Consider the following 13,464-nt stretch of genomic DNA (forward strand, 5'->3'; position numbering starts at 1 on the left):
CATCGGGCCTATGTTCATATCGCCGCCGGCTTAATCGATGAGCCATTCAATGGCTGTTGCCATTTATTGATCAGTCTTCGTTTCAGTTTTCACATCCTGAGCATTGAGCGGCGAGCCGCGGTAGCGCAGGGGTATATCAAAAAGACATTCTCGGCCGCTCTTTGTCCTGTTGTCACCAATACGGAGAAAGAGATGAAAAAAGTAAAATCCCAATTAGTGGTCAAGATGCTGGCCGCATTGTCGTTCAGCGGCGTGGCAGCATCGTCGGCAATGGCTGCCGGCACCACCTTCAACCTGGTCAACGGCACCAACGGCGCCTACCCGGACAGCAAGGTGTACTGGACCCTGGTGGGCATGGACCCGGCGCACAACAATGCCTATGTGCATGTGAATTGCGCCGGCAACCTGATTCCGATGAGTTCGAACGACAATTCCGCGCAAACCAAGAACGGTATCGGTTACGCGAATTACTCGATTCCCTTTTCGCAATGCAAGTCGGTGACGGTGGCGGCCATCACCTCCGCGCGCCTGTATCTGACGGTGGGCAGCACCCTTTATCTGCAGGCGGTCGGTAATCCCGCCACCGGTTATACCGGTCCCAATATCGAGAATCCGACCGATCCGAATATCGACGTGGTATTCGATTTCGTCGAATTCGACAGCAACGGCGCCAATTTCTTCGGCAATACCACGCGGGTCGATCAGTTCGGCTTCCCGCTGCGGCTGCGCCTGCAGGGCCAGGGCGGCTTCGACCAGACGGTGGGCGAGACCGAATCGCGCGCGGCGCTGTTCCAGGCCTACCAGAACCAGGTGCCGGCGCCGTTCCAGGGCCTGAGCCAGGCGCCGTACCGGATCGTCGCGCCCGCGCACGGCAGCTTCAAGGCGGGCGGCGCGAACGCCAACTACCTGGACAGCTACATCCAGTCGATCTGGAACCTGTACAGCACCCAGACCCTCACCTTCACCGACGCGCAAGGCACCTTCAGCGGCCATGTGGTGAACGGGCAGTTCCAGTTCACCGACGGGCAGGGCACCTACTACATCAACCACAAGCCGACCACCAGCGAGGTGCTGCTCGGCAATGGCGTGTTCAACGACGCCTCGAACGCGGCGCCGGGCGTGCCCACCGCCAAGCAGTTGCAGATCCAGGCGCAGGTCAGCGCGGCGATTAACCGTCATGTCGCCGAGAACGCGGCGCTGTGGACCAGCCCGAGCGCCTTTTATGCCTCGCAGCCGACCAACTCGTATGCGCAGTTCTGGCATGCGCATGCCATCAACAACCTGAGTTACGGCTTCTCCTACGACGACGTGGGCGGCTTCAGCTCCTCGCTGGTCGGCACCAACCCGACCGTGGCGACGGTCACCGTGGGCTGGTAAGCGCGGCCTGATCCGATCGATGGCGGCCGCTCGAAGCGGCCGCCATGTCGACGACGAGGCCGGCCACCTCGCCAACGACCCGGCCCGGCGCCTTGCCGGGCGCGAGTCCCGCTTCCGCTTCACAGGCCAGGGGCGCACCAACGCGAAGACCATGCCACTGGATTGCGCGACCGAGGAATGGCCGCGAGCGAAGAGCGAATACGAGCAGGTCGGCACCCTGATCAACGAGAAAGCGCCGGGATCATGCCTGCTCCCGGCGCTTGCCTCACTTCATCGAGACATCCACCCGATCAATCCGATTCCGTGAACTGGATCGCCGGCGAGCTCGAACCCGAGCCGGCCGAGGCCGTGCACTTGCCGAGGCTCAGGTTGTTGGTCTCGCCGGTGCTGCCGCCGTTGTTCGGGCCGATGCAGCTCGGCGCGGCCGAGGAGCCGTCGGTGACGGCCAGCTTGACGGTGAGCGAGGCGCCCTTGTTGAAGTCGGCGCGCGAGCCGCCGGCGTTGCCGACGATGTTGAACTCGGCCTGGGTCCAGCCGTTGGCGATATCGGAGACGCTGTCGCGCACCGAGGAGCTGAAGGCCTGCGTGCCGAAGGTGACGGTGGCCGTGTCGGTGCCGTTGGCCGTCGCCGTGCCCGAGAGCTTCAGGCTGGCCAGTTGCGTGATCGGGATCTGGTTGGCGACCACCACCGACGGGCTGTTGCGGTAGCAATCGTCACCCTGGCCGCTCTGGTCGGCACCCGCGTCGGTGTAGCCGCTCGGGCAGATGTTGGTGTTGCCGCCGTCCACGTCCTGGCCGTAGTTCTCGAGCCAGGTCTGGATGAACACGTCGGAGGTGCCGGTCAGCGCGGTGCCGGCCGAATTCACGTCGTCCGAGACCAGGATGTATTGCTGCCAGGCCAGGCAGCCCGAGAAGCCGTTACAGGCGGCCGACTGGTCGACGAAATTGGTGTTGAGCTGCAGCGTGTACTGGTTCGCGCCGGTGATGCCGTCGCTTTCGCTCGAGCCGAACGGCACGTTGGCGCCTTTTTCCGATGTCACGCCGCTGACCGTCGGGAAGCTGCCCACCACCTCGCTGATCAACTGGCCGCCGGGCGCCTGGATCGCGTAGTCGAAACCGTTGCCCACCACCTGCTGGCCGCTGCTGCGCAGCTTCTGCTCGCCCAGCCGCGCGGCGCTGCTGCGACGCGAGGAGCGATAACCCGATACCGGGCCGCAGGCCACCTTGTCCCATTTGAGGTTGGGATAGGACGCGTGATAGCAGCCTTCGCCGCGCGGCGCCGATTGCCGGACGTTCTCGCGCCACGATGCCTGCGCCGCCGTGTCGGCCTGGACCTGCGCCTGGTCGACGAACGCATTGGCGGCCTGTCCCGCGTAGGCGGACGAGACCGGCACCGCGCCGATCAAGACGGCCGCGCTCGTCAGCAGCGTTGCGCGAACCACGTGTTGCATGTCAAGCCATGTCCTCGATCGCATCTGTATCTCCAGTGGAAGCTAGGTGTGTTGGGTTCGGGCCTTGTGGGCCCGGGCCACGACTTCTCGAACGACAATCCGCGGCAGGACGGATGGTGGAATGCCTGCCGTGGACCACTTGCCTGAGCGGCGAAGTTCTTTTTCGATGGCTTCACATGGATTCGACGAGAGCCCCCCTCGTCGGGCCGTCACGGCCCGTCTCCCGCGAGACCAATCGGTAATTCGGTAATTGCTGAATCGGGCTTTTATTGAAAAAACAGAGCCCCTCGACAATATCGATTGTCGAAAATCATTTCCAATCAGGATTCAATTCATCCAATTCGACCGATCGGCTCAAGGCGAGCAAATGCCGCGCCGAAAACAATCGACGGAAATCGTTGAATCGCGAATGCGGCGGATCGGGCGGAATACCGCCCCGCTGCGCCGTGACTTACCGGCGCAGCGTGTATCGACAGGCGTTTGAAAACATCGGAAGCGGCCCTCTCCATCGAGTAATTCTATTTACATGCGATTGTCGGCTATTTGTCGGAATTGCAACAATTAATCCGCAATGCCTCGATTGGCAAGCAGAGTGCCGTGAAATATTTCGTAAGTCAAACTTTTTTTGATGGCTTCTAAAATGTTTTGCCGGCGGTAATATTTGTCGAATTCGGCCGATATGCGGATGTAAAAATTCCGCGAGAATCCCAATGAAAATGGAATGGATCGCGGCTTCATTCAAGATTGCCGATCGATTTGGCGATAATGCGAATCCAATTGTCGGCGGACGGACGGGGAAATGAAAGGCGCCGGATATGCCCGCGCGCGCAAAGGGCCGGGCGCGGGGGCCCGGCCGGCCGGTTCCCCGCGATGCGTTGCCTTTACGGCTTCACGAACTTCAGCGTCATGCGATCCGATTCGCCGATCTCCGCGTATTGCGCGCGATCGGTGTCGCCGCCCGCGTAGGTCGGCGGCAAGGACCAGACGCCGTGCGGGTGATCGGTGGTGTCGCGCGGGTTGGCGTTGATCTCGCTGCGCCCGGCCAGCACGAAGCCGGCGGCCCGGGCATGCTCGATCACATAGGCCTCGGTCACGTAACCCGAGTCGATCATGCGCTGCAGGGACGTTCCCGGGCGAGCGCGATGCTCCTCGACGCCCAGCACGCCGCCGGGCTTCAAGGCATCGTAAAAGGCGCGCAGGTTCGCGTCGATCTGGCCGTCCTTGATCCAGTTGTGGATGTTGCGGAAGGTGAGCACGGTATCGACATGCCCTTGCGCGTCGAAGCCGGAGAAGCGGCCGTCGCGCAGGCTGCCGATCACCACCGGGCCATAGATTTCCGGATGCGCGGCCAGCTTGCGCGCATAGGCGAGATCGCCCCGGCGCTCGGCTTCGGGCTCGGGCGCCGGGCCGATGTATTCGGCCTCGTACAGGCGCCCCTTGCCGCGCAGCACGGGCGCGAGGATATCGGTGTACCAGCCGCCGCCCGGCGCGATCTCCAGCACCGTTTGATCGGCATCCAGGCCGAAGAAGCGCAGCGTCGCGCCCGGGTGGCGATAGCGGTCGCGGGCGCGCGCGGCATCGCTGCGCTGGGTGCCGGCGATCGCGGCGTCGAGCGACACGGCGGGCGGCACGATGGCCGCCGTATCCACGGCGCCGGCGTTCGCCGCGGGCGGCCGCGCGCAGGCGCCCAGGCCGAGCGCGATCAGCGCGGCGGCGATCGATGCCGCCGCGAAGCGTGGGACGGTGGAAAGCTTGGGAGCACGGGCGGAGAGGGGCATGGTCGATCGGCGCAGTGACGGGTAGGCGACACGATACGCGCTTGCCCGACAATCTGCCCGATCCCGGTCTTGGCGCCCGCGGGCGTTCCGGTTCAGTGCCGCTGCGGCACGGCGGGAGCCTGCCCGACCGCCGAGGGCATCAGCCACAGCGCCAGGGCGAGCGAGACCAGGCAACCTGCCAGGACTTCCTCGATGCGCAGCCGCGCCAGCGGCAGGATGGCGAAACCGAGCTGGCCATAGACCAGCCCCACCAGCGTGGTGATGAAGAACACGCCGCGCGTATAGGCATGCAGGATGTGGTACGCCCAGCCGAACACCGACAAGGCCATCGCGGCGATCAGCAGCCAGGGCTGGTGTCCGCACCAGTTCACGCACAGCACGCTGGCCGCGGCGCCGGCCAGGGTTCCGGCGATCCGCTTGAAGACGCGCACGCGCGTGCCCTGGCGCGAGGTGGTGCCGAGAAAGACGACGAAGGTGCTGATCACCGCCCACATCGAACGGTCCGCCGACAGGCTGCCGCCCGCCAGCATGGCGAGCAGGGCGGCGGCGGTTGCCACCAGCGCCGGGCGCCATGCCAGGCGGTGCAGGCGATGGGCGAGCGAGGGGCCGAGGGGCTTGCCGGTGAGCCGTCCGCTGACGACGAGTTCGGCCAGGCGATGCAGGGCCCGGCGCCAGCCGGAGCCGGCCTCGATGCCGTGGCCCAGCGGCTGGATCGCGTCCGCCGGACCACCTGGCGCGACAGGAACGAGGATGCGCCCGACCAGGGTCACGATCGCCGCGGCGAGCGTCATGATCCCCAGCATCTCGACCAGCAGCGTGCCGGACGGGTGCAGATAGAGGCCCAGGTAGAAGCTGACCAGGCCGAGCAGGCCGGCGCCGACCGCGCGTGCGCCCAGCGTCTGGCACAGCAGCCCGACGAAGACCACCGCCAGCGAACCCGCGATGCGCAGCGCGGGATAGGGGGCGAGCGCCGCCGCGGCAGCGAGGGACGCGCCGGCGCAGAGCCAAAGGGTGATCAGCGAGACCAGCCAGCCCGACCAGCGCGGCTCGCGCAGGAACAGCGGGGCGATCATCGCGAACAGGGCGCCCGGCACGGCGACGGTCGGCATCATCTGGTGGTGGAGCGCCCAGCCGACGCCGAGGCCGGCGCTCAGCAGGCAGGCGAGCGTGGAGCGCGAGGCGGCGCGCAGGCGGGTGAAATCGGGATCCTGGAGGCGGGCGCGGGTCAGCGCGCGTGAGCAGGCGGCGGCGATCATGGTCGACGATATCCGGGCATATCGACAAACCGGCTTGTGGCCGGCATGGCGATGGCCGGGCGCGAGGGGCCCGGCGTTGAACGAGCCTGCGGCGCGCCTTGGCCGGGGTTGCCGGCGGCGAGCGGCGCCTGGTCAGGCGTGTGTTCCGAGCCGCCAGCGTGGCGCCCAGGGTAGGGATTGCGGCGGGCAGCTCGGGTTTTCCCGGATCATAGCCGATCAAAATTCCGGCGCGCCGAATCGCGACATGTGCCGCGAGGCGTGGCTCGCAGCCCTTGTCCTCGTGCGTTTACGTGTTTATACGCATGCCGGAAACGATATCGCTGCGATCCAAATTTTCATTGGAAGGTTATCGGACGCACTCCTACACTGATGCCGGGCGAACGCCGGTTCCAGCCGGTTTTCATCCCGCGCCCGCCGAATCGGCAGCGGCGAAGCCAAGAATTCGATCGGCAGGGCACCAGGCGCTGCATCCAATAACGAAACTGGCGGAGACAACAACCATGAAATGCTTCGGAAAGCTGACGCTCGGCGCCCTGTTCGCCGCCTCGGTCCTGCTGGCGGCATCGAGCCCCGCGTCGGCGCAGCAAAAACCCATCACGCTCGGCTTCTCCCAGGTCGGCGCGGAAAGCGCGTGGCGCACCGCTAACAGCGTCTCGGTGAAAAGCGCCGCGAAGGATGCCGGCATCACGCTCAAGTTCTCCGACGCGCAGCAGAAACAGGAAAACCAGATCCGCGCGATCCGTTCCTTCATCGCGCAGAAGGTCGACGTGATCGCCTTCTCGCCCGTGGTGGAATCGGGCTGGGAACCGGTGCTGACCGAGGCCAAGGCCGCCCATATCCCGGTGATCCTGACCGATCGCGCGGTCGACGTGAAGGACCCGTCGCTGTACGTGACCATGATCGGCTCGGACTTCCTGGAGGAAGGCCGGCGCGCCGGCCACTGGCTGGAGGAGCGCTACAAGGCCGACCCCGGGCCGATCAATATCGTGGAACTGCAGGGCACGGTCGGCTCGGCGCCCGCCAACGATCGCCGCGCTGGCCTGCTCGAGGTGATCAGGAACAATCCGAAGTTCAAGATCATCGCCTCGCAGAGCGGCGATTTCACGCTGGCGGGCGGCAAGCAGGTGATGGAGGCCTTCGCGAAGACCTACGGCAAGCAGATCAACGTGGTCTATGCCCACAACGACGACATGGCGCTCGGCGCGATCCAGGCCATGGAGGAGGCCGGCATCAAGCCCGGCAAGGACGTCAGCGTGGTGTCCTTCGACGCGACCAAGGCAGGCTTCGAGGCGATGGTGGCCGGCAAGATCAATGTCGACGTCGAGTGCAGCCCGCTGCTCGGCCCGCAACTGATGAGCGCGGTGAAGGACGTGGTGGCCGGCAAGTCGCTGCCCAAGCGCATCGTCACCAACGAAACCGTGTTCCCGATGAACGTCGCGGCCCAGGTGCTGCCCACCCGCAAGTACTGATGTTCCGCCGGGCGGCACCGCTGCCGCCCGCCTCTGTTCTCCAGGGAGCATCCATGACGAATCCACCGGTGGTCGAGATGATCGACATCGACAAGGCTTTCCCGGGCGTGAAGGCCTTGCGGCGTGCCGGCCTGAGGCTCTTTCCGGGCGAGATCCACGCCCTGATGGGCCAGAACGGGGCAGGCAAGTCCACCCTGATCAACGTGCTGACCGGCGTGCATGCGCACGACGCCGGGGAGATTCGCGTGGGCGGCGCGCCCGTGCGTTTCGCCGCGCCGCGCGAGGCCGAGGCGGCCGGCATCCAGACGCTCTACCAGGAAATCAATCTGTGCCCGAACCTGTCGGTGGCCGAGAACATGTTCGCCGGCCGCCAGCCGATGCGGCGCGGCGCGATCGACTGGAAGACCATCCATGCGCGTTCGCGCGAGGCGCTGGCGAGCCTGAGGCTGCAGATCGACGTGACGCGCTCGCTCGATGCCTACCCGATCGCGGTGCAGCAGATGGTGGCGATCGCGCGCGCCATGTCGGTGGACGCGCGCGTGCTGATCCTCGACGAACCCACCTCCAGCCTCGACGACGGGGAGGTCGCGCGCCTGTTCGAGGTGCTGCGCAAGCTCAAGGCCGCCGGCATCGCGATCCTGTTCGTTACGCATTTCCTCGAGCAGACCTATGCGATCTCCGATCGCATTACCGTGATGCGCAACGGCGAGCGTGAGGGCGAGTACCTGGCGCGGGATCTGCCGGTCGACGCCCTGGTGGCCAGGATGACCGGCCGCGAATCGATGCCCGAGGCGCTGCGCGCGGGCGCCGTCGCGCAGGCGCGCACCGGCGGCGACGCCTCGCCGGTCCTGTCGATGCAGGGCGTCGGGCGGCGCGGCATGATGAACCCGCTCGACCTGGCGCTGCGGCCCGGCGAGATTCTCGGACTGGCCGGCCTGCTCGGCTCGGGCCGCACCGAAACCGCCCGGCTCGCCTTCGCCGCCGAGCGCGGCGATACCGGCACCATCGAGATCGAGGGCCGCCGCACGCGGCTCGCTTCGCCGCACGAGGCGGTCCGGCACGGCATCGCCTATTGCCCCGAGGATCGCAAGAAGGAAGGGATCGTCGCCGCGCTGTCGATCCGCGAGAACATCGTCCTGGCGCTGCAGGCGCGGCGCGGCTGGTGGCGGCTGATCCCGCGCGCGCGCCAGCGCGAGATCGCCGACGACTACATCGCGCGGCTCGGCATCAAGGCGCGCGACGCGGAACAGCCGATCGGCCTGCTCTCGGGCGGCAACCAGCAGAAGGTGCTGCTGGCTCGCTGGCTCGCCACCGACCCGAAGCTGCTGATCCTCGACGAGCCGACGCGCGGCATCGACGTGGCGGCGAAGTTCGACATCATGGAGCGCGTGCTGTCCTTGTGCGCCAGGGGGCTCGCGATCCTCTTCATCTCCTCGGAGATCGGCGAGGTGGTGCGCGTCAGCCACCGGATCGCGGTGCTGCGCGACCGGCGCAAGGTCGCCGAGCTGACCGGCGCCGAAGCCTCGGAGGAACAGGTCTATCGCCTCATCGCGGGAGGCCAGCCATGACCCGCCTGCGCATGCTGTTCGGCCATCCGCTGGCGTGGCCCGCCTTGACGCTGTGCCTGCTGCTCGCGCTGGACGTCGCCTATCGCCCGGGCTTCCTGGCGATCAGCCGGCTCGACGGGCACCTGTTCGGCGCGCCGATCGACATCCTGAACCGAGCGGCGCCGCTGGTGATCGTCTCGCTCGGCATGACCCTGGTGATCGCCACGCGCGGCATCGACATCTCGGTCGGCGCGATCGTCGCGATCGCCGGCGCGGCGGCCGCGATCGTGCTGCAGGCGGATCCGTCCCGGCTCGGCACGGCGCTGGCCGCCGCGCTCGGCGTCGGCCTGCTGGCGGGCGCCTGGAACGGGCTGCTGGTGGCCTGCGTCGGCATGCAGCCGATCATCGCGACCCTGATCCTGATGGTGGCGGGCCGCGGTGTCGCGCAACTGCTCACGGGCGGCCAGATCATCCCGATCGACTCGCCCGGCTACCTGGTGCTCGGCGGCGGCTACCTGGTCGGCGTGCCGTGCTCGGTGTGGATCGCGATCGCCACTACCGCCGCGCTCGCGCTGCTGGTGAACCGCACCGCGCTCGGCCTGTTCATCCGCGCGATCGGCGTGAATCCGGTCGCCACGCGCCTGGCGGGCTTGCGCGCGGGTTCGGTGGTGTTCGGCGTGTACCTGTGCGCGGGCGCGATGGCCGCGATCGCGGGGATCCTCGCCAGCTCGAACGTGCGCAGCGCCGACGGCAACAATGCCGGCCTGCTGCTCGAGCTCGACGCGATCCTGGCCGTGACGCTGGGCGGCACCTCGCTGCTCGGCGGCCGGTTCAGCCTCGCCGGCACGGTGCTCGGCGCGCTGATCATCCAGACCCTGACCTACACGACCTATTCGATCGGCGTGCCGCCGGAGGCGACCCTGGTGGTCAAGGCGATCGTCGTGATCGTGGTGACCCTGATCCAGTCGGACGCGGCGCGTGCGCGGGTGCTGCGCCTGGCCTCCCGGCTGCTGTCCCTCGCGCGCGCACGCGCCACCACCGGAGCCCCGCAACCATGAACCGTTTCCTCGGCCGGCTGGTCGACCCGCGCACGCTGCCGATCGTGGTGACGATCGTGCTGTTCGTCGCGCTGTTCGGTTTCGGGTCCGTGATGTATACGGGCTTTTTCTCGATGCAGGTGCTGACCGGCTTGTTGGTCGACAACGCCTTCCTGCTGATCGTCGCGATCGGCATGACCTTCGTGATCGTGTCCGGCGGAATCGACCTGTCGGTCGGTTCGGTGGTGGCGCTGTCGACCATCCTCTGCGCGGTGGGGGCCGAATGGCTGCATTGGCCGATCTGGATCATCGTGCCGCTGGTGCTCGCCTTCGGCGCGCTGTACGGCGCGGCGATGGGCGCGCTGATCCACGCGTTCCGCCTGCAGCCTTTCATCGTCACGCTGGCCGGGATGTTCCTGGCGCGCGGCGCCTGCTTCCTGATCACCACGCAGTCGATCACCATCAACGAGCCGGGCTTCCACGCGATCGCGAGCCTCAACGTGCCGGTGGGCGGGGGTGGAACCTTGAGCGCCGGGGCCCTGATCGCGCTGGCCACGCTGGCCGCCGCGATCTATGTCGCGCATTTCACGCGCTTCGGCCGCAACGTCTACGCGGTGGGCGGCAACGAGCGCTCGGCACTGTTGATGGGCCTGCCGGTGGCACGCACGAAAATCGGCGTGTACGCGCTCAGCGGCCTGTGTTCCGCGCTCGGCGGGGTGGTGTTCACGTTCTACGTGCTGTCGGGATACGGGCTGCAGGCGCAGGGCATGGAGCTCGACGCGATCGCGGCCACCGTGATCGGCGGCACCCTGCTCACGGGCGGCGTCGGCTACGTGATCGGCTCGGTGTTCGGCGTCGGTATCCTCGGCACGATCCAGGTGCTGATCACCTTCGACGGCACCCTCAGCTCGTGGTGGACGCGCATCGTGATCGGCGCGCTGCTGTGCGTGTTCTGCCTGCTGCAGCGCGTGATCGAGCGGCATGCCGCGCGGCGCCGCGCCGGCGGCACCGGGCTCGGTTCGCGATCCATGCCGGCCGAACGGGCGCCTGCCCGCGCGGCTGGGCAGGGAGACGACGCGGCCTTGGTGTCGAGCTTCCCGAGCCCTCGAGCCCTATCGAGAACCGGAGGACAACGATGAAACCGAATCCTGTACCCAGCGTCGAATCCGATCGCGAGCCCGGCCGGCCGCCAATCGAGGCCGAGCCTGGCCCCGTGCTCGACCTGGGCGACGCGCGCGATCGCCGGATCGTGGCCGATGCGCTGCGGGTGCTGCTCAGGGAGCGTTCGGACGCGCTTGCCTACGCGATGCGGGTGGCCGACGAGCATGGCCGGGCACGGCCCGACGCAGGCGATTTCCTGCTATCCGACATCATCCGCCTGGCCAGGCTGGTCGAACGTGCCGAACATCGGCAGGCCGCCGTCATGCGCCGCGGCAACGGCGGGGCGGGCAGGGCGCGCATCGAGCGGGCCGGCGAATCGATCCAGGCCGGCCAGCCGTCGGCACTCGAGTCTCGCCTGGCGTGAGAAGCCGAGCCCCGGCCGGCGCGCGGCGCGGCCGGGACGGGCGTGCGGATCAAACCGCCTCGGCGCACTCGCGCGGCACCGGCGCCGCGCCGGCGACGACCGCCGCCTGGGGAAGCTGCGGGGAAGCAAGCCGATACAGCAGCACCAGGCCGAGCAGCGCGAGCGCCAGGCCCGGCACGAAATCGGCCCGCACGCCGGCGCGATCGACGATGCTGCCGCCCGCGGCCGAACCCACCGCGATCGCGACCTGGATGATGCTGACGAACAGCGCCGAGCCGACTTCCGGCAGGTCCGCCGCCGCGCGCTGGATCCAGACGCTGAAGCAGAGCGGCAGGGCGCCGAAGGCGATGCCCCAGAGCAGGATGCCGGCGGTCTCGCCGATCCGCGAATGCTCGAGGAACAGCATCGCCGCCATCGCGCCCATCAGCAGCACGATCATCAGCATCGACGAGCGCTTCAGGTGGTTCGACACCACCATCGACATCAGCGCATTGGAGACGAAGCCGATCAGGCCGAAGCCGAACAGCAGCAAGGTGAGGCCGTTGACCGAGAAATCCTGCTCCAGCAGCGGCGCGATATAGGTGTAGGTCGAGAAATGCGCGCCGAACACCAGCGCGACCATCAGCATGCTCGAACGCGTATGCGAGCGGCCCAGCAGGGTGCGGAAATCGGCGATGCGCAGCGCCGAGGCCGAGGGCAGCGACGGCACCAGCACCGTCTGCGCCACCAGCGCCAGCGCGACCAGGCCCGCCGTCACGGCGAACGAGGCGCGCCAGGAGGCGAACGAGGCGATGAAGGTGCCCAGCGGCACGCCGATCACCGTCGCGCAGGTCACGCCGGTCAGGATGATGGCGGTGGCCTTGGCCGTGTCCCTGGGCTGCACGAGGCGCGGGGCCGCCGCGGTCGCGAGCGTCCAGAAGCCGCCGAGCGCGGCGCCGAGCAGGGCGCGACCCACCAGCATCACGCCGAGATCGCCGGCCAGCGCGCAGACCAGGTTCGCCACCAGCAGCGCCGCGGTGAGCATCAGGAAGGCATAACGACGGTCCAGGCGGCCGGCGCCGATGATCAGCGCCGGCGCGAAGATGGCCGCCACCACGCCGGGCGTGGTCACCATCAGCCCGGCCACGCCCGAGGACACGCCGAGATCGTGGGCGATCGCCGGCAGCAGGCCCACCGGCAGGAATTCGGAGGTCACGAAGGCGAAGGCGCTGATCGCCACGGCGATCACGGCCAGCCACTGACGCAGGGAGGTCGGGGTCGGGTCGGTGCCCGCGGAATATGGGGGAGTATCGACTTGCATGATGCGGCCAGGCTGAAGGGAAGTTCGAGAGGCTAAACGGAGTTGCGCCGCAGACCAAGCCTCTTGTCTTGAAAACAATGAACGGCGTGGCTGAACAATGCACCGCACGACGCGTCATGCGGTGCCCGCGGCACATACACTACCCAGCCCTTATCCGTCGAAGGAGACAAGCCATGATGCACTCGATGCGCCACCGCGCATGGACGCACGCGTTCGCGATCGCGCTGACGCTCTCGAGCGGCACGGTTCGGGCTGACGACACGCGCATGAATCGCGGCAACGATCCGTTCTTCCAGGTCTCGACGGCAATCGCGAATTGCCCGGTGCCGCTCGGGCCGCTCGAAACCGAACAGGAATGGCTCGGCGAGGCGCATTACCGGATCGAGCGTGGCAATAGCTGCTGGCTCGAAGGCCGCTGCCGGCTGCCGAGCGGTTATCTGTACGACAAGGACATCGCGGAGGCGGTTGGCCGGCGCCTGGCGAACATCGAGCAGGCAACGCGATGGCGCGATCATACGAGCTTGTGGCTGACGCTGCAGCGGCGCTTCATCTACGTCGAAGGCTGTGTGTCGGCGGATTTCGACAGGCAGACGTTTCTCGACGAACTGGCGAAAACCGCGGAGGTCGAGCGCGTGATCGACCATATGACGGCCGATCCGGCGGGCGTCGCGCCGTACAAGACGGTGCGCGAGATGGGAGCGGCCGTGGACGGTCGATGATGGCG

General features: G+C 67.4%; 12 protein-coding genes. 8 read left to right on the forward strand and 4 right to left on the reverse strand.

Translation table 11 applies throughout. From position 1 onward, the window contains the following. The first annotated feature begins 192 nt into the window (after positions 1-192). Together FB600_RS00725 and FB600_RS00730 are read left to right on the forward strand one after the other, a co-directional pair. Positions 193-1,377 (forward strand): glycoside hydrolase family 64 protein, encoded by a 1,185-nt coding sequence (locus tag FB600_RS00725; RefSeq protein WP_096751157.1) that lies wholly within the window; start codon positions 193-195, stop codon positions 1,375-1,377. 19 nt (positions 1,378-1,396) lie between these two features. Continuing rightward, positions 1,397-1,684, forward strand: a complete 288-nt coding sequence (locus tag FB600_RS00730; RefSeq protein ID WP_098182952.1) for a hypothetical protein — start codon at positions 1,397-1,399, stop codon at positions 1,682-1,684. On the opposite strand, the gene FB600_RS00735 is transcribed toward FB600_RS00730, so the two are convergent. From FB600_RS00735 to FB600_RS00745, 3 genes are all read right to left on the reverse strand, one after another. Then, entirely contained in the window at positions 1,668-2,828 is a 1,161-nt protein-coding gene (locus FB600_RS00735; protein WP_047839784.1) for a hypothetical protein, read from the reverse strand. The two genes, FB600_RS00730 and FB600_RS00735, sit on opposite strands and share 17 nt — an antisense overlap. An 881-nt stretch (positions 2,829-3,709) precedes the next feature. Continuing rightward, a complete protein-coding gene (locus FB600_RS00740) occupies positions 3,710-4,606 on the reverse strand; it encodes a class I SAM-dependent methyltransferase (RefSeq protein ID WP_096751159.1) in 897 nt (298 codons plus the stop codon). Between the two features lie 92 nt (positions 4,607-4,698). Next, positions 4,699-5,862, reverse strand: coding sequence for an FUSC family protein (locus FB600_RS00745; protein ID WP_096751160.1), 1,164 nt, complete (start codon positions 5,860-5,862; stop codon positions 4,699-4,701). Positions 5,863-6,362: 500 nt separating this feature from the next. On the opposite strand from FB600_RS00745, the gene FB600_RS00750 reads away from it, so the two are divergent. From FB600_RS00750 to FB600_RS00770, 5 genes are read left to right on the forward strand one after another with little or no spacing between them, the layout of a single operon-like run. Next, positions 6,363-7,331, forward strand: a complete 969-nt coding sequence (locus FB600_RS00750) for an ABC transporter substrate-binding protein (RefSeq protein ID WP_047839783.1) — start codon at positions 6,363-6,365, stop codon at positions 7,329-7,331. 53 nt (positions 7,332-7,384) lie between these two features. Continuing rightward, on the forward strand, positions 7,385-8,899 hold the full coding sequence (locus FB600_RS00755) for a sugar ABC transporter ATP-binding protein (RefSeq protein ID WP_098152383.1): 1,515 nt from the start codon (positions 7,385-7,387) through the stop codon (positions 8,897-8,899). Next, complete coding sequence (locus FB600_RS00760) at positions 8,896-9,936, forward strand: ABC transporter permease (RefSeq protein ID WP_047839781.1); 1,041 nt, start codon at positions 8,896-8,898, stop codon at positions 9,934-9,936. The genes FB600_RS00755 and FB600_RS00760 overlap by 4 nt, the downstream gene beginning before the upstream one ends. Next, positions 9,933-11,054, forward strand: a complete 1,122-nt coding sequence (gene yjfF / locus FB600_RS00765) for a galactofuranose ABC transporter, permease protein YjfF (protein WP_096751162.1) — start codon at positions 9,933-9,935, stop codon at positions 11,052-11,054. Before FB600_RS00760 ends, yjfF begins: the two co-directional genes overlap by 4 nt. After that, positions 11,051-11,440: a hypothetical protein gene (locus FB600_RS00770; protein ID WP_096751163.1), complete on the forward strand. Its 390-nt coding sequence runs from the start codon at positions 11,051-11,053 to the stop codon at positions 11,438-11,440. Before yjfF ends, FB600_RS00770 begins: the two co-directional genes overlap by 4 nt. A gap of 49 nt (positions 11,441-11,489) precedes the next feature. Here FB600_RS00770 and FB600_RS00775 read toward each other — a convergent pair whose 3' ends face one another. Further along, positions 11,490-12,740: an MFS transporter gene (locus FB600_RS00775; RefSeq protein ID WP_096751164.1), complete on the reverse strand. Its 1,251-nt coding sequence runs from the start codon at positions 12,738-12,740 to the stop codon at positions 11,490-11,492. A gap of 173 nt (positions 12,741-12,913) precedes the next feature. Here FB600_RS00775 and FB600_RS00780 point away from each other — a divergent pair, with 173 nt between their 5' ends. After that, a complete protein-coding gene (locus tag FB600_RS00780) occupies positions 12,914-13,459 on the forward strand; it encodes a hypothetical protein (RefSeq protein WP_098182957.1) in 546 nt (181 codons plus the stop codon). Positions 13,460-13,464: the final 5 nt, after the last annotated feature.

The sequence above is a fragment of the Burkholderia sp. SJZ089 genome, assembly GCF_007828315.1.
In the GTDB taxonomy this organism is placed as follows: Bacteria; Pseudomonadota; Gammaproteobacteria; order Burkholderiales; family Burkholderiaceae; genus Burkholderia; species Burkholderia gladioli.